This window comes from Rhodococcus sp. JS3073 (assembly GCF_026810085.1).
Lineage (GTDB): Bacteria > Actinomycetota > Actinomycetes > Mycobacteriales > Mycobacteriaceae > Rhodococcus_F > Rhodococcus_F wratislaviensis.
The window spans coordinates 7,490,991-7,507,251 of the sequence record NZ_CP113951.1 but is presented as its reverse complement, the minus strand read 5'-3'; the positions used below and the strand labels follow the sequence as shown (position 1 = coordinate 7,507,251).

Here is a 16,261-nt window from a genome sequence, read left to right as displayed (position 1 = left end):
TGGCTTCCTTTCGATGGCAATCCGCGGGCGGATGCGAAGATCAATTTCCGGGCTGAGCGTATTGGCGAGGTTTCGCCTCCCGCAAGGCGGAGATCGTGACCTGCTGCGATTGTTCGATCGTCAGCTGTCCGCCGCTGCGCGCGACCGTGTCGACCACCCCGCCGGGAATGTTCAGGGCCGCCGCCAGAGTCGGCGGATCACCGATGGCGACCACCCCGTAGGGGGCGTTCACCTTCCGGCCGTCCACCGACACGCCGCCGGCCGAACCGGACACCCAGGAGTCGACGCCGATCCGGATGGGCGGGCCCTCCGCACCCTGGATCTGGACGGCTTCGGCGCCGGCGGCACGCAATTCCTGCACGAGGTCGAGCAGAACCTCGGAGCCGACCCCCTTGTTGGGGTCGGTGATGCGCATCGTCACCCCCGGGCCGGTAGCCGGTGCGCTGCCGACCTGGATCGACAGTGCCGTCAACCGGGCCTGCGCCTCGTCGAGCGCCGCCCCGGAACTGCCACTCTGTTGCAACGTTGCCAAGGTCTGTTCCAGCGATGCGATCTCCTGCCGCAGAGCCGCCTCCCGCTGGTTCAGCGTGTCCAGGACGACCAGCAGATCCGCCGGGCTCGCCGAGTCGAGGGTGTCGCCGGACCCGGTGTTCTTCACCTGCGTCACGATCGCGATTCCCAGCCCGCCGAGCAGGAGCGCGGCCAGCAGCGCGAAGACGACGTGTGAGCGCTGCGACGTCGCCGGTTCGTTCCCGTGCAGTTCGTGTCTTCCCTCGTGTCCGCTCACGCCGCGATCACGCCCCGAACAGTCGTCGCCGGAGCGCGGCCGCGTTGCCGAAGATGCGGATGCCCAGCACGACGACGATCGCGGTGGACAACTGGGTCCCGACACCGAGTTGGTCACCGAGCCACACGATCAGGGCCGCCACCAGGACGTTGAACACGAACGAGACGACGAACACCTTCGAGTCGAAGATCTCGTCGAGGTACGCGCGCAAGCCGCCGAACACCGCGTCGAGCGCGGCGACGACGGCGATGGGCAGGTAGGGCTGCACGGCGTCGGGCACTTGCGGGCTGAACACCACGCCCAGCACGATGCCCACGATCAGGGCGAGCACCCCGTAGATCGCGGATCCGCCCTTCAGTGCTGCCTTCATTCGTGTGACGCCTCCATTCGACTCCGCCGTTGTCATCGTGTTCCCACTTCCCGGGCAGCCCGCACTTCCCGCGCCGGGGCGGCGGGCAAGTGGAGATCGTCGGCCTCCGCCACCGCGAAGCCGATGCCGTACAACTGCGCCACGCTGGACATCCGCAGGTAAGCGTCGCTCACCACGAATCCGGTCTGCATCGGCCCTTGCGGGCCGATCGCTGAGACCACGTACGGCGAGAACACCGGCTGATTGTCCACGAGCATCGCGCCACCCGCCTGCCGGATCGTCACCGACGGCCCGATCCGCACGTCCCCGACCGCGATGGCCTCGGCGCCGCTCGCCCACAGCGAATTGACCACCGACTGGAGGTCGCGGTCGAGCACCACGGCCTTCCCCCCGACACTGCGCTGGGACGAGTCGGACAGGTTGGGCTTGGCCGCGGGGTCCGTCAACGTCACGGTGAGCCCGGGACCGTGCACGGCCTCGACTCCGGCGTCTCCCTCGAGGCCACGAAGCTCGTCGAGCAGTGCCGCACCCCGGGCGTCGCCGGCCAGCGCGGTGGCGCGCGCGTCGTCGGTCTGTGTCGACAGCGTGTCCCGGGTGGCGGCGAGGGCGCCCGCCCGGTCCTCGGCGTCCTGCACCTTGCTCAGAAGCTCGGACCGCACCTGCTCGGTGCCGGGAAGCCGTTCGGTCGCCTGCCGGTAGGCGACCGACAGCACCAGACCCACGAGCAGCGCACCGATCGCGACCCACACCTGCTGACCGACCCGCGTCTGCCGTGAATGTCCCTGTTCACGATCCTCCGCCGCACCCTCGTAGCCGGGGTCCAGATGATCGTTCATCAGAGACCGCAGCAGGGACGGCACCGGATTCCTGCGGATGCCGGAATCTGTCCGTTTCATCAATGGACCTCGCGTTCCTCGCCGCCCGGTCCTCGCACGGGAACGGTGCGCGCGACGGTCAGCGCGTTCACGGTGTAGAGCAACCCGGTCCACACGTACAGCACCGTGCCCCAGATCAGGAGCGCCGCGCCGAGCGGCTCCGCCACGGTCGCGATGCTCCAGTCACCGTGCGCCGCGAGGGTCATGGGCAGCGCGAACATCAGCAGGAACGTGGCACCCTTGCCGAGGTACATCACGTCGGGGGGTGGCAGACCGCGGCGTCGGTAGATGAGCAGCGTGAGCGCGAGAACGGCGTCGCGGCCGATCAGGATGGCCGCCACCCACCACGGGATGAATCCGCGCAGGACGAACGTCACCAGCGTCGTGACGACGTAGAGCCGATCGACGAAGGGGTCGAGCAGCGCACCCAGCTTCGACGATTGGTCCAGGATCCGCGCCAGCTTGCCGTCGAGCCAGTCGGTGAAGCCGCTGATCATGAGGATCGCGAGCGCCCACCCGTCGGAATGGGTGACGAGCAGCAGGTACACGAACAGCGGCACCCCGAGGAGTCGAACCACGCTCAGGAGGTTCGGGACGGTCACGATCCGGTCCGACCGCGCAGTGTCCCGGTCCACCGAATTCACCAAAATCTCCCCAGCGTCGAGTGCGGACCTGTCTTCGGGCGCTCGTCGCACCGCTCTCGCCACTCTTCCACAACCGGGATGGTGTTCAGTCGATCGTCCCGTCCGTCCGGCCGTGTCATTCGCCCCGCGCGACGCCCGGTCGCGGTGGGGCCGGAACCCGCGCTACGGCGTCCGCGGTCAGACTTCCCAGGTACAGCCACCCGTCGTGTTCCCGCACACCGGTGACAGGTGAATAGCTGCCCTTGCCTCCGCGCAGGCTGTGGACGATCTCGCCGCGGTGATCGAGGGCGATCACCCAGCCGGCGTGCTCCGGATTCGGTTGCACGGCCTCCGGCAGGTTCGCTGCGACGATGCGCAGCGTGGGGTACGGCGCGAGCAGGTCCAGCAACCGCATCCGCGGGCTGTAGAGCGCCACCCAGAACAGCCCGTCACGTGTCTGGGACGTCATGTTGTCCGGTATGCCGGGCAGATTCGCGGCCCACACCGACGCCGCACCCTGCGACGGGCCGGTCAGGTCGACGCGGGAGATCTGGTACGAGCCGGTCTCGGCGACGAGGACGAACGATTCGTCCGAGGCCAGTCCCACGCCGTTGGCGAACTGCAGTCCTTCGGCGAGGAGGTCGGTCTCCCCTGTCCGCGGGTCCAGGCGCAGCAGGCGGCCGGTCCCCCGGTGCTCGAGAAGGTCGTAGCGGTGGTCGGCGATCGTGAAGTGCGCCGAGGAGTCGGTGAAGTACACGATGCCGTCCCGGCCGACCGCCGAGTTGTTGCACGCCACGAGCGGGCGCCCGGCCGCGGCGTCGGCCAGCACGTCGACGCGCCCCTTCTCGTCGACCCTCAGCACACCGCGCTCGGCGTCGCAGACCAGGAATCGGCCGTCGTCCAGGACCTCGACTCCGAGGGGGCGCCCGCGGGTGTTCGCGAGTTCGGTGGCACCGCCTCGGCTGTCGAACCGCCAGATCCGGCCGTCGTTGCCTCCGGTGACCACCCGGCCGTCGTGATCGACGGCAACGTCCTCCGGGCCTTCTCCGGTAGGGAGCGTCCAGCGGTGCGCGCCGTCGAGCACACCGTTGGGAGCGAGCACTCCCGTGAGGGGTGGCGGCGGCGGGGCGTGCCAGACGACGGGGTCGACACCGGTGCGGTCGAGCTTGCGGGCGAGAGACTCGAAGAGGGTCACGAACTGTGAGATTAGTCGTGCCCGCCGGTCGATGGGGTCTCGCTAACGCCAGGCGAAGACCGGCTGGTCGAAACCGTCGATCCGGGTGTGCCTGCCGTGCAGCGCGACCTCCCGGAACTGGTACACGACTGCGCCTGTCGGGGCGTGCACGAGGTGACGCCGGAACGGCCATTGGATCACCGGTTTCGACGATTCGGGGATCTCGACGAACCGCGGCTCCGCGTCGATTTCGGGAACGCCCACCGAGAACACTTCCGCCACTTCCTCGCGGTTGGGGACGAGCGACGTGATCGGCTGGTCCGACCACACGACGAACGGTGTGATGACGTACCCGGAGCGGGTGACATAGTCGTCGAGCCGGCCGAGCACCGCGGACGGCTCCACGTCGAGGCCGAGTTCCTCGTGCAGCTCGCGCCGGGCGGCGTCCTCGCCGGTCTCCCCCGGATCCACTCCGCCGCCGGGCAACGCGAACTGCCCCGGGTGCGCGCGCATCTTGCTGGGGCGCATGGTCAGCGGAACGGCCTGACCGTCGGCGCCGTCGTTCATCACGGCGATCACGACCGCCGCGGACCGCCGATTCGTCGGGTCCACGATCCGTGGTTCGAAGCGCGCCAGCGCGTCGGCGAGCCGGTCCCTGCTCAGTGCGTGCCCATTCACCATCACCCGACAGTATCGCCAGTCGCGGCGAAACCCACGCTTCGATCCTCCGCGTTTCGAACCCCGCGCCGGCCGTCAGCCGAGCAACTGCTGCCTGATCTCGTTCTTGAGGACCTTCCCCAGCTTGGAACGAGGCAGATCGGGCCAGACCAGGATTTCCTTCGGGGTCTTCACACTGCCGATGCGCGCTTTCACGAACGCCGTGAGTGCGTCGGCCTCGATCGGTGTTCCGGCTCGGGACTGGACGACGGCGACGACACGTTCACCCCATTTCTCGTCGGGGAGCCCGATCACCCCGCAGTCCTGGATTCCGGGGTACGCCATGAGCGCCTGTTCCACTTCGACGGAATAGACGTTGAACCCGCCGGTGATGATCATGTCCTTGGCCCGGTCGACGATGTACAGGAAGTTGTCGTCGTCGAGGTACCCGATGTCGCCCGTGTGATGCCAGCCGTGCGCCGACGCCTCCTGCGTCGCAACGGGATTCTTGTAGTACCCCGTCATGACGAGCGAGCTGCGCACGACCACTTCGCCTCGCTCACCGGCAGGCAGCAGCGTCCCCTGCCCGTCCATGATCGCGACGGTGACCAGCGGGGAGGGCCTGCCCGCGGAGCTCAGCCGGGCGGTCGCGACCGAGCCGTCCGCGTGGAAATGGTCTTTCGGCGCCATCGTCGCGATCATCATCGGCGCCTCGCTCTGCCCGAACAGCTGCGCCATCACCGGCCCGATCCGGGTCAGCGCCTCGTCGAGCCGGGTCGGCGAGATCGGCGCCGCGCCGTACCAGAAGCACTGCAGCGAGCTCAGGTCCGTCGTCTCCAGGTCGGCGTGGTCCAGCAGCATGTAGATCAGGGTCGGCGGGAGGAACGTGTGGGTGACGCGGTTCCGGTCGATGTGCGCGAGGAACTGCCCCAGGTCGGGCGCGGGCATGATGACCACCTGCCCGCCGAGGGCGAGGATCGGAAAGCACAGGACGCCGGCCGCGTGCGTCAACGGCGCGAGTGCGAGGTAGACCGGTCTGCCGTCGAACGGGTAGCTCATCAGGGTCAGCGCAGACATCGTCTCGATGTTCCGGCCGGTGAGCATCACACCCTTCGGCTTCCCCGTCGTCCCGCCGGTGCCGACGATCAGCGCGAGGTCGTCGACGGGCTCGGCGTCGAGACGTTCGGTACCCAGCCAGTCGTCGAACGGGTGGGCGTACTCCTCGTCGCCGTCGAGACACACGAGGGTCGTCAGCAGCGGCAATTGCTGCCGGATCCGATCGACCAAGGGCGCGAACGCCTTCTGGAAGATCAGGCAGCGACAGTCGAAGAGGTCGAGCAGGTCCCGATTCTCCGCGGCCTCGTTCCGCGGGTTGATCGGGCACCACACCGCCCCCGCCCGGCTGATCCCGAACACGCAGGAGAACGCGGTCGGGTCGTTGCCGGACAGGACGGCCACCTTATCGCCCGCGGCGATCCCCGACCGTGCCAGCGCGGCCGCGACGCGCCGGCTCAGGTCCTGGACATCGGCGTACGACAGTGTCCGGTCGCCCATCGTCAGGCACGGCTCCGACGGTCCGAGCGAGGCACCCTTGTCGAGGTAGTCGGTCAAGCGCATCGTGCGGTCCTCCTCGAAGTCGCGGCCGGGACGATCAGCTCTGCACGGTGAGAACCGGCTCCATCACGAGGCCGAAGCTGCGCAGGATTCCGAGAAGTTCGCGATGCCCGAACGCCTGGCACGCCGACGCGAGACCCGTCCGCTTCGGAGGCTGCTGCAACAGGGAGTACGCGGCGTACGCCTGCAGGAGCCCCGTCTGTTTGTAGTTGCAGTTTCCGTGGATGACGCAGTGCGCCCGACCCAGCGGGCCCGACGCGTACACGGAGTCCAGCGACGTGTTGACGCGCGGGTTCTCCCTCGGCGGCATTCCCGCCTGCACGGAGCCGGCGATCTCCGCGAGGGCCGCGTCCTGCTCGTCCGCGGGAAGGGTCTTGATCTGCTCCTCGACCATCTTCTGCGTCGCGACGACACCCTCCATCACGGAACGGTCGAACACGCCTCCTGCCGCCTTCACGTTCGCCACCCGCGGATCGTCCTTGAACCACACGGGATGGCAGGTGCCGCCCCACGGCAGCGCGAGGGCCATCTGGTGCTGTCCCGGCACCACGACGTCGAATGTGGTACCAGGGTCCCACTTCTCGTACCGGTTCTGTTCGAGGTAGTACCAGTCGGCCTTGAGGATCGTGAAGATCGTCTGCGTGGACGCGTAGGTGGGAAAGCCCTTCCACAACACCAGGATGTCGAGAGTGTCCAACCCCGGCGTCTCCAGCGCGATGTTCGCGGCGATTTCACCGGTGGTGTACATCTGCGCGACGCCCGGAGACAGCAGCAGCCCCTTCTCCGCGAACTTGTCGCCGAACTTCGCCTGCACGTCCAGAACCCAGTCCTGCTCACCGGTCGTGTCGGTGTAATGACAGCCCGCGGCGAGAGCCGCCTCGACGACGACGGCGCCGTGCTTGATGAACGGGCCGACCATGTTGCTGACAACCCGTGCGCCGCTGAACAGTTCGGTCAGCGCCGGCACAGTGTGCTCCACCTCGACCACCTCGTGGTCGACGGTGTCCAGCCCGGGGATGCGGTCCAGCACTTCCTGGATCCGCTTCTTGTCCCGGCCCGCGGCGACGAACGGAATGTTGAACTCGCGCAGGTATTCACACACGAGCCGCCCGGTGTAACCGGAGACTCCGTAGACGATGACGGGCTTCTTGTCGGTCATGACGTGCCTTTCAGAATGTGAGAAGAGTCCGGGGAGATCGGTTACATGCCCATGCCACCGTCGACCGGCAGGCCGATTCCGGTGACGAAGCGAGCGGCGTCGGAGGCCAGGAAGACGACGGTGTCGGCGATGTCCGCGACCTCGCCGAGTCGCCCGAGCGGCGTCAGGCCGATCACGTCGGCCACCGCGGCGTCGGCGCTGGGCCACAGTCCGAGCCTCTCCATGTCGGCGGCCAGCCCGAGTCCCATCTCCGTGGCGACCAGCCCGGGGTACACGCAGTTCACGCGGACGCCGTACCCGAGTTTGCCTGCCTCTTGGGCCGCGACCCGGGTCAGCCGGTCGACGGCCGACTTGGTGGCGGAGTACCCGGCGATACCCGGGAACGGGATCGTCGCGGCCACCGACGAGACGTTGACGATCGCCCCGCCCGCTCCCGCCGCGCCTCCGGGACGCATGGCGCGCAGACCGTGTTTCAGACCGAGCGCGACACCGAGAATATTGACGTCGCACATCCGGCGGATGTCGGCGGGATCGATGTCGACCACGAGTGACGAGATCTCGATGCCCGCGTTGTTGACGAGGAGGTCGAATCCGCCGAGTTGCTCCACGGTGGCGGCGACGGCGCGCTCCCAGTTGCCGTCGTCGGTGACGTCGAGTTTCACGAATCCGGTGTCGACGCCGGACTTCCCGACGGAATCGGCGGTCGCGTGCCCCTCCTCCTCGAGGACGTCGCCGATCACGACCGCCGCACCGGCGTCGGCGAGGGCGGCAGCCATACCGGCGCCCAACCCCTTCGCACCACCGGTGACCAGCGCTTTCCGTCCTGCAAGATCACTCACGCTCATTCCGACCTGCCTTCGTACGAGACGATTCGCGGAAACCACGTCACGAGACCGAGCCCTGCAATGTGGTGTGGATCACAGAGTATTCGACTTTGGACGACTGTCAAGAATTCTCTTGACGACTGTCAAGTTTTTGTTACACAGTCGTCAAGGAACGCGAGCTAGACTGATGCACACCGTGCTGGACCATGCGAGCCGAACAGGAATCATTGCCGTGACACCCGTCGCCGAGAAGAACGCCGATCGGGTCTCGCGCCGCCAGGTCGACAAATTCGCCGAGCGCCGGGATCAGCTCGCCGAGGCCGCGTTGCAGACCCTCTCGGAACTCGGCTACGCCCGCACCAGCCTCCGGGAGATCGCCCAGAACTCCGAGTTCTCCCACGGCGTCCTGCACTACTACTTCAGCGACAAGGTCGATCTGATCACGCACTGCGTCCGGCACTACAAGGCCCGGTGCGTCACGCGATACGACGGCGTGGTCGCCACAGCGCAGACTCCCGAGGAGTTGAAGGCGGGATTCGGCCGGGTGCTGGTGGATTCGCTCCGCGACGAGGCCACCATGCATCGCCTCTGGTACGACCTCCGCTCGCAGTCGCTGTTCGAGGAGTCGTTCCGCGCAGACGTCGCCGCGATCGACAAAAGTCTCGAAAACATGATCTGGCGCATCGTGTCCCGGTACGCGGAACTGGCGGGGCGCACGATCACCATCGCCCCGGCCACCATGTATGCGGTCTTCGACGGACTGTTCCAGCAGAGCCTCGCACGGTATCTGTCGGGCGACGACACCGCGGCGGACAGCCTCGCGGACAACGTCGATCAGGTACTGGAGCTCGTCATTCCGGCACGGTAAGGCCGGTCACTTCTCCGCGGCGGCCTTGATCCGCTGCGCGAAATCGGGTGCGTCCTTCCGGGCCGCCCGAAGGGCGAGAGGTGCGATCAGCTTTCCTATTCCGTGCCCCTCCAGCACGTTGAAGATCGTCACCTTGGTCCCTGCGCCCGAGGGTTCGAGGTCGTAACCACCCTCTTTCGCGGTGATGGAATTCTTCGAACGCTCCGCCCAGCGAATCTTCCGTGGCACCTCGAATTCGGTGATCTCGAACTCCCGCTTCGTGGTCATCCCGGCATCCTTGACGGTGCTGACGAAGATGGTCCCGACGCCCGGCGGACCGTCCGTCTTCTTCACGATCTCCTGCACCCGGGGACTGAAGTCCCGGTCGTTGACCCCGGCGGCGAGGTACGCGAACACTTCCTCGATGGGGCGATTGATCACAACAGTGCCTTCGAACCGTCCAGCCATGCCAGCCTCCCGTTTCCGTGACCTGCCGGGTTCCGACAGTACTCGCGACGCAGCCGCGGCGCGGTCACATCACCGCCGGGCCGTCGGTCATAGAAGTGACGGACGACCACTGCGGCGTCCTCTGCACGAACCCTGAGCACAGAAAGGCTTCGACATGGACATCTCGGTCGGCGATACCTCCCGGGCCGGACGATCGACCCCGGCACGCCCGTTTCTCTCCACCGCCCGCGGCACTCTCACGCTGGCGCTGTTGTGCGCCGTGGCATTTCTCGACTTCGTCGACGCATCCATCGTCAACATCGCCCTGCCCGACATGCGCAGCGACCTGGACATCTCGGTTCAGGAACTGCAATGGGTCCCGAGCGCCTACCTCCTCACCTACGGCGGATTCATGCTGCTCGGCGGCCGCCTGGCCGACCTGCTCGGTCGCCGTCGCGTGCTCGTCACCGGCACCGTCGTGATCGGGCTGTCATCGCTGATCGGCGGGTTCGCCGGAAACGCGGAGATCCTGATCGGCGCACGGCTCGCGCAGGGTGTCGGTGCGGCACTGATGCTTCCGGCCGCGCTGTCGATTCTGACGACGACGTTCGAGGAGGGCCCCGAGCGGCATACCGCACTGGGTGTCTGGGCCGGGGTGGGCGGTCTCGCATCCGCCGTCGGTGTGTTTCTCGGCGGCGTGCTCACCGAGGGGCCTGGCTGGCGATGGGTGCTGTTCGTCAACCCACTGGCGTGCGCGCTCGTGCTTCCGGCGGTCTTCGCGCTCATTCCCGGCGACCGGCGCCGCGCCCGGTTCGCGAATTTCGACGTCGCGGGCAGTGTGCTCGGCACCGGCGGGATGCTGGTGCTCGTCTACGCCCTGGTGAAGGCACCCGACCAGGGATGGGGCAGCGCCCGCACGATCGCCGAGTTCGCCGGCGCATTCGTTCTGATCGTGGCGTTCGTGATCAACGAGCAGCGCAATCCGCACCCTCTCCTGCCGCTGTCGATATTCCGCGTCAAAGGGCTTGCCGCCGCCAATGTCACAGGGCTGATTGCTTTTGCGGGTCTCATCGCGATGTTCTTCTTCCTGACTCTCTACATGCAGAACGTTCTCGGCTACTCCCCCATCCAGACCGGTGCCGCCTACCTGCCGCTCTGCCTGGGTGTCGGTGTCGCCGCCGGGATTTCCTCCCAGGTGCTCACCCGGACCGGACCCCGTCCCGTCATCGTCGCGGGCGCGCTGGTGGCCTCGGCCGGCCTGTACCTGCTGTCCCGGATTCCCGTCGACGGGTCCTATCTCGACGATCTGCTGCCCGGACTGATGATCGTGTCGTTCGGTCTCGGCGCCGTCTTCGTCGGTGTGACGACCGCGGCCAACGCCGGTGTGCCTGCCGGCGAGGCAGGGCTCGCGGCGGCGTTGTTGAACGCCTCCCAGCAGGTCGGCAGCGCACTCGGTCTCGCGATCTTCGCCGCGATCGCCACCTCGCATTCCCAGCATCTGCTCGCAGCGAATTCGCCTGTGCCCGAGGCACTCACCCTCGGCTTCCAGCGAGCGCTGCTGACCGGCAGCATCTTCCTCGTCGCCGCGGCCCTGATCGGCCTGCGCACCGGCAACGCACACGGAGACGGCGAGCACCGCACGAACTGACCACGCTGGGCTCGTCAGTCGAGGTTCTCGACGACGAGCCCGGCGAGGCGCTCGCGGTCGGCGAGGATGTCGATCTCGACGATCTTCCCCCGCCGGATCGTGACGCCCATGACCGACAGCAGCTGCCCGTCGGAGATCGCGACCACCCCGGCGGCACCGTTGACGAGCGCCGGATGCGCGAATCGAGCCAGCCGAGCGAACCCGAGGACCCGGCCCGCGACGGTCTCCGAACCGCGCACCGTCGTGGAGGCGCCCACAGGCAGTGCTCCGGTATCGGCGCGGAGCACGACATCCGGATCGAGCACCGCCACGAGCGCGTCGAAGTCGCCGCTCCGCGCGGCCGCCAGGAACGCGTCGACGACCGCCCGCTGGCGGACCGGATCGGTGTCGGGAACGGGGGCTCCCTGCAGACGCCGCCGTGCGCGGCTGGCCAGTTGCCGGGCGGCCGCCGGGGTTCGCTCCACGATCGGGGCGATGTCGTCGAACGGCACCGCGAACATGTCGTGCAGCACGAACGCCAACCGCTCGGCAGGAGCGAGCGTGCCGAGGACCACGAGCAGCGCGAGACCCACCGAATCGGCCAGCACCGCCTCGTGTTCGGGGTCGCTGCCGTCCGCCCGGGTCACGATCGGGTCGGGCATCACCGCGTCCAGGGGATCTTCACGCCGCGACCTGCGTGACTGCAGCATGTTCAGGCACACCCGCGCCACCACCGTCGTCAGCCAGCCGCCCAGGTTCTCGACGGTGTCGGCGTCGGTGCGGCTCAGTCGCAGCCAGGATTCCTGCACGGCGTCCTCGGCCTCGCCGATCGAGCCGAGCATCCGGTAGGCCACCGCGCGCAAGTGCGTGCGATGGGCCTCGAACTGCTGCGCCAGCACGTCGTTCTCGTTCACCGGTCACATCCTTCCGTCGCGGTCTGTCACCTATGTGACCGGCGAAACGCGGCCGATGTGACGACGTCGCGTCGCCCGTAGCTCTCTGATGCGCACAATGCATCCAGTTTCCCTGGTTCCGCTGTCGGATATCGCCGTGGTTAACTGAAATGACGCTCACAGTCGCTGAAGGGCTGGACGTCATGTCGAAAGCGCAGCAGGTCGGACGTCTGTTTCTCGTCTCGGTACTCGCGGCGCTGGCCGTGTGCGCAGTGAGCGCCACCGCGGCGGCGCAGGCCCCGGCCGTCACCGGGAAGATCATCACCCCGGCACTGTCCCCCGCAAGCGGTCAGGTCGTCGGCATCGCGCACCCCGTCGTCGTCCGGTTCGCGTCACCGGTGTCCGATCGCGCACTCGCCGAACAGGGTGTCCGGATCATGCCGTCGACACCGGTCCCCGGGCAGTTCTCCTGGATCGACGACCGCACCGTGCAGTGGACCCCGGAGCACTTCTGGCCGGCCCACACCCGGGTGACCGTCGAGGCGGCGGGCGCGAGATCGCAGTTCCAGGTGGGTGACGCACTCGTCGCCGTCGCCAACACGACGACGCACCAGTTCACCGTCAGCATCAACGACCAGGTCGTTCAGACCATGCCCGCGTCCATGGGCAAACCCGGATACGAGACACCGCTCGGGACGTTCCCCGTCATCGAGCAGTTCCGCGACATGATCATGGATTCGTCGACGTACGGCGTCCCGATCGACTCGGAGGAGGGCTACCGGCTCTACGTCGAGTACGCCACCCGAATCACGTGGGGCGGGATCTTCGTGCACGCCGCACCGTGGTCGGTGAACTCTCAGGGCTTCGAGAACGTCAGCCACGGCTGCATCAATCTCAGCACTGAGAACGCGCAGTGGTTCTACGACAACGCGAAGATCGGCGACCCGGTCATCGTGACGGATTGAGTGCCCGAGACACAGAAAAGGCGGTTTCCCGTTTCCGGGAAACCGCCTTCGCTGATCATCTGGTCGGGCTGACAGGATTTGAACCTGCGACCACTTGACCCCCAGTCAAGTGCGCTACCAAGCTGCGCCACAGCCCGTCCACACCCTCGTTCAGGTGCTCGATGAGATTACATCAGGGGCAGTCCGTAACGCTAATCGCCTGGTCAGAGCGCATTCTGTCGGATCAACGACTTCGCCGCTCACGCTTTTCCCGCACCCGCACCGAGATGCGGACGGGGCTGCCGTCGAAATTGAACTCCTCGCGCAGACGCCGCTCCAGGAACCGGCGGTAGCCCGCCTCGAGGAACCCGGTCGTGAACAGCACGAACGTCGGCGGACGCGTTCCGGCCTGCGTGGCGAACATCACGCGAGGCAGTCGGCCACCGCGCATCGGTGGCGGAGTCGCGGCGACGACTTCCTTGAGCCAGGTGTTGAGCCGGCCCGTGGGAATGCGCTTGTCCCAGGATTCCAGTGCGGTGTCCAGGGCGGGGACGAGCTTCTGCACCGCGCGCCCCGTCTGCGCCGAGATGTTGACTCGCTGTGCCCACGGCACCCGCACCAGGTCCCGATCGACTTCCCGGTCCAGCTGGAGTCGCCGGTCCTCGTCGACGAGATCCCACTTGTTGAACGCGATGACGAGGGCCCGCCCGGCGTCGGCCACCATGCTCAGCACGCGCAGGTCCTGCTCCGAGATCGGCTCGGATGCGTCGATCAGCAGAATCGCGACCTCGGCGGCCTCGATGGCGCTCTTCGTCCGCAGCGATGCGTAGAATTCGGCGCCGCTGGCGTGGCTGACCCGCTTGCGCAGACCGGCGGTGTCGACGAAACGCCACGGCCTGCCGCCGAGCTCCACGATCGAGTCGACCGGATCGACGGTGGTCCCCGCGACATTGTGGACCACCGAACGCTCGTCGCCCGACAGCTTGTTCAGCAGGCTCGACTTCCCGACGTTCGGCTTCCCGACCAGAGCCACGCGTCGCGGCCCGCCGCCGGGGATGCCTTCACGCGGGGTTTCCGGGAGGGCGGCAAGCACCTCGTCGAGGAGATCGCCGGTACCGCGGCCGTGCGTCGCACTCACCGAGTGCGGCTGTCCGAGACCGAGCGACCACAGTGCGGCCACCTCGGATTCGGTTCGGCCGTCGTCGACCTTGTTGGCCACCAGCAGAACCGGGGTCTTGGACCGGCGCAGGACCTTGGCCACAGCCTCGTCCGTTGCGGTGGCGCCGACGACGGCGTCGACGACGAGGAGAATCGCGTCCGCGGTCTGCATCGCCAGTTCCGCCTGCCGGGCCACCGACTGCTGCAGGCCCTTGGCGTCGGGTTCCCAGCCGCCGGTGTCCTGCACCATGAAGCGGCGGCCACTCCAGTTCGCCTCGTAGGAGACACGGTCGCGGGTGACACCGGGGATGTCCTCGACCACGGCTTCGCGTCGGCCGATGATCCGGTTGACGAGCGTCGACTTGCCGACGTTCGGGCGACCGACCACTGCGAGGGTGGGGACCGGGACGTGGGACTCTCCGTCGCCACCGTCTTCGAGGTCCAGGACCTCCCAGTCCGATTCCTCACTCCAGGTGCCGTCGCCTGCGAACTCGGTGGTGAATTGTTCGGTCACTGCCCTGCTCCCCTTCTTTCGCTAACCACCAGCAGCAACCTGCCGATCACGTCGTCGATTCCGAGTTCGCTGGTGTCGACCAGCACGGAATCGTCGGCCGGCCGCAGCGGCGACACGGCGCGCGTGGAGTCGAGGTGGTCACGACGCTGCACGTCGGCCAGCACGGCCGCGTAGTCGTCACCTCGTCCTTCTGCGAGATTCTGCGCATTTCTGCGCTGTGCCCGGGCTTCCGCCGAGGCGGTGAGATAGATCTTCACGTCGGCGTCCGGGATGACGACGGTGCCGATGTCCCGGCCTTCGACGACGATCCGTTCGGCCTCGCCCGCGAGACGACGCTGCGCCGCGACAAGCAGTTCACGCACCGCCGGCACGGCGGAGACAGCCGAGACGGCCTTGGTCACCGCGTCGCCGCGGATCTCCTCCCCCACGTCCTCCCCGTCGAGCAGAACCTGCTCGCCCGCCGGGTCCGTGCCGATCGACCACGGCAGCCCTGCGGTCGCGTCGGCGATCGCGGCGGGATCGGTGAGGTCCACGCCCTTACGCAGCGCATGCAGCGTCGCGATCCGGTACATGGCGCCGGTATCGAGGTACCGGGCGTCGAGCCGCTGCGCGAGCATCCGCGAGACGCTCGACTTCCCGGTTCCGGACGGGCCGTCCATCGCGACGACCAGCGGCGAGGTACTCACAGGCCCACCGCCCCGTAGAGACCGCCGACCTCGCCTCGACCGAGTACGCGGAGCGTGCCGGGACGCTGGTCGCCGAGAGCGACCGCGCCGATGTCCGTCCGGACGAGCCGGATGACGGGGTGTCCCACGGCGTCGAACAGGCGGCGCACGATGTGCTTGCGGCCTTCGTGCAGCGTGACACGGACGAGCGACTTGCCCTCGTTGATGTCGAGCAGGGTGAACGCGTCGACCTTCGCCGGTCCGTCGTCGAGCTCGACACCCTCCTTGAGCTTCTTTCCGACGCCGCGCTCGAGGGCACCCGACACAGTCGCCAGGTACGTCTTCGACACCTCGAAGGACGGATGCATCAGCCGATGCGCCAGATCACCATCGTTGGTGAGCAGCAGCAGTCCCTCGGTGTCGGCGTCCAGTCGACCGACGTGGAACAACCGCTGACCTGCGGCGACCCGCTCGGAGACGATGTCGCCGACGCACGGGCGACCCAGGTCGTCCGACATCGTCGACTGCCAGCCGCGGGGCTTGTTCAGCGCGAGGTGGACCAGGTCCTTCTGCACGACGACGCGGACACCGTCCACGCGCACCACCGCGTTCTCGGGGTCGATGCGCAGTCCCTGTTCGATGACGATGCGGCCGTCGACCTCGACTCGCCCCTGCGAGATCAGTTCCTCGGCCGCACGGCGCGACGCGACACCGGCCTGGGCGAGAACCTTCTGCAGTCGCATGCCGTCGCCCTGCGGCGGGCCGGCGGGCCGATCGGCGGCGTCGGCGTACTGGTGCCGGGCCGGCTTGGCGTTGCTGATCTTGGGCGCGTGGGCCTGGGCGCGCTGCGGCTTGGCCGACTTGGGTTTGCCGCGCTTGTTCTTCGCGGCCGCGGCGTCGGGCCTGCCCGGCTTCCCCTTGACGGCGTCCGACCTGGTCGGACGCCGATCGGTCTCGGAGCGGCTCGGTCGCCCTCCAGCTTCCGACCTGTCCGAGCGACCCCCGGTCTCCGACCTGGTGGGGCGCTGCTTCTTGTTGTTGTTGCGATCCGGTGTGCCATCTCGGCGAGCGGGTTTCTTCACT

16 protein-coding genes, 1 tRNA gene and 1 pseudogene are annotated in these 16,261 nt (G+C 67.8%); 3 read left to right on the top strand and 15 right to left on the bottom strand.

Annotated elements, in window-relative coordinates; all coding sequences use genetic code 11:
• Positions 1 to 40: 40 nt before the first annotated feature.
• From OYT95_RS34315 to OYT95_RS34275, 9 genes are all read right to left on the bottom strand, one after another.
• Positions 41 to 787 (bottom strand): DUF881 domain-containing protein, encoded by a 747-nt coding sequence (locus OYT95_RS34315; protein WP_037229398.1) that lies wholly within the window; start codon positions 785 to 787, stop codon positions 41 to 43.
• A 7-nt stretch (positions 788 to 794) separates the two neighbouring features.
• Positions 795 to 1,157 carry a small basic family protein gene (locus tag OYT95_RS34310; RefSeq protein WP_005264197.1) on the bottom strand — a complete coding sequence of 121 codons (363 nt, stop codon included), beginning with the start codon at positions 1,155 to 1,157 and terminating at the stop codon, positions 795 to 797.
• Between the two features lie 32 nt (positions 1,158 to 1,189).
• A complete protein-coding gene (locus tag OYT95_RS34305) occupies positions 1,190 to 2,053 on the bottom strand; it encodes a DUF881 domain-containing protein (protein WP_037229395.1) in 864 nt (287 codons plus the stop codon).
• Positions 2,053 to 2,676 carry a CDP-alcohol phosphatidyltransferase family protein gene (locus tag OYT95_RS34300; RefSeq protein ID WP_037229392.1) on the bottom strand — a complete coding sequence of 208 codons (624 nt, stop codon included), beginning with the start codon at positions 2,674 to 2,676 and terminating at the stop codon, positions 2,053 to 2,055. Before OYT95_RS34300 ends, OYT95_RS34305 begins: the two co-directional genes overlap by 1 nt.
• 115 nt (positions 2,677 to 2,791) lie before the next feature.
• On the bottom strand, positions 2,792 to 3,850 hold the full coding sequence (locus OYT95_RS34295; protein WP_037229387.1) for an SMP-30/gluconolactonase/LRE family protein: 1,059 nt from the start codon (positions 3,848 to 3,850) through the stop codon (positions 2,792 to 2,794).
• A gap of 42 nt (positions 3,851 to 3,892) precedes the next feature.
• Positions 3,893 to 4,510 (bottom strand): NUDIX hydrolase, encoded by a 618-nt coding sequence (locus OYT95_RS34290; RefSeq protein WP_037229709.1) that lies wholly within the window; start codon positions 4,508 to 4,510, stop codon positions 3,893 to 3,895.
• A gap of 72 nt (positions 4,511 to 4,582) precedes the next feature.
• A complete protein-coding gene (locus OYT95_RS34285) occupies positions 4,583 to 6,103 on the bottom strand; it encodes an acyl-CoA synthetase (RefSeq protein WP_037229384.1) in 1,521 nt (506 codons plus the stop codon).
• Positions 6,104 to 6,137: 34 nt separating this feature from the next.
• On the bottom strand, positions 6,138 to 7,259 hold the full coding sequence (locus OYT95_RS34280) for a DUF5938 domain-containing protein (protein ID WP_037229381.1): 1,122 nt from the start codon (positions 7,257 to 7,259) through the stop codon (positions 6,138 to 6,140).
• A 41-nt stretch (positions 7,260 to 7,300) separates the two neighbouring features.
• Positions 7,301 to 8,104, bottom strand: a complete 804-nt coding sequence (locus OYT95_RS34275; protein WP_037229378.1) for an SDR family NAD(P)-dependent oxidoreductase — start codon at positions 8,102 to 8,104, stop codon at positions 7,301 to 7,303.
• Positions 8,105 to 8,315: 211 nt separating this feature from the next.
• On the opposite strand from OYT95_RS34275, the gene OYT95_RS34270 reads away from it, so the two are divergent.
• The gene (locus OYT95_RS34270) at positions 8,316 to 8,951 is read left to right on the top strand and encodes a TetR/AcrR family transcriptional regulator (RefSeq protein ID WP_037229707.1); all 636 of its coding nucleotides are present in this window, start codon (positions 8,316 to 8,318) and stop codon (positions 8,949 to 8,951) included.
• A gap of 6 nt (positions 8,952 to 8,957) precedes the next feature.
• On the opposite strand, the gene OYT95_RS34265 is transcribed toward OYT95_RS34270, so the two are convergent.
• Positions 8,958 to 9,398, bottom strand: a complete 441-nt coding sequence (locus tag OYT95_RS34265; RefSeq protein WP_037229377.1) for an SRPBCC family protein — start codon at positions 9,396 to 9,398, stop codon at positions 8,958 to 8,960.
• A gap of 154 nt (positions 9,399 to 9,552) precedes the next feature.
• Here OYT95_RS34265 and OYT95_RS34260 point away from each other — a divergent pair.
• Positions 9,553 to 10,773: pseudogene (locus OYT95_RS34260) on the top strand (MFS transporter); the annotation flags it as partial.
• A gap of 266 nt (positions 10,774 to 11,039) precedes the next feature.
• Here the strand turns inward: OYT95_RS34260 and OYT95_RS34255 are convergent.
• Positions 11,040 to 11,918: a sigma-70 family RNA polymerase sigma factor gene (locus tag OYT95_RS34255; protein WP_112298633.1), complete on the bottom strand. Its 879-nt coding sequence runs from the start codon at positions 11,916 to 11,918 to the stop codon at positions 11,040 to 11,042.
• Between the two features lie 182 nt (positions 11,919 to 12,100).
• Between OYT95_RS34255 and OYT95_RS34250 the strand changes: the two genes are divergently transcribed.
• On the top strand, positions 12,101 to 12,862 hold the full coding sequence (locus OYT95_RS34250; protein WP_112298884.1) for a L,D-transpeptidase: 762 nt from the start codon (positions 12,101 to 12,103) through the stop codon (positions 12,860 to 12,862).
• A 60-nt stretch (positions 12,863 to 12,922) separates the two neighbouring features.
• Here the strand turns inward: OYT95_RS34250 and OYT95_RS34245 are convergent.
• From OYT95_RS34245 to OYT95_RS34230, 4 genes are all read right to left on the bottom strand, one after another.
• Positions 12,923 to 12,999: transfer RNA gene (locus tag OYT95_RS34245), tRNA-Pro, on the bottom strand.
• An 86-nt stretch (positions 13,000 to 13,085) separates the two neighbouring features.
• Positions 13,086 to 14,513 (bottom strand): ribosome biogenesis GTPase Der, encoded by a 1,428-nt coding sequence (gene der, locus OYT95_RS34240; protein WP_037229374.1) that lies wholly within the window; start codon positions 14,511 to 14,513, stop codon positions 13,086 to 13,088.
• Positions 14,510 to 15,199: a (d)CMP kinase gene (gene cmk, locus OYT95_RS34235; RefSeq protein ID WP_037229372.1), complete on the bottom strand. Its 690-nt coding sequence runs from the start codon at positions 15,197 to 15,199 to the stop codon at positions 14,510 to 14,512. Before cmk ends, der begins: the two co-directional genes overlap by 4 nt.
• The gene (locus tag OYT95_RS34230; protein WP_112298634.1) at positions 15,196 to 16,260 is read right to left on the bottom strand and encodes a pseudouridine synthase; all 1,065 of its coding nucleotides are present in this window, start codon (positions 16,258 to 16,260) and stop codon (positions 15,196 to 15,198) included. The genes cmk and OYT95_RS34230 overlap by 4 nt, the downstream gene beginning before the upstream one ends.
• Position 16,261 lies beyond the last annotated feature (1 nt).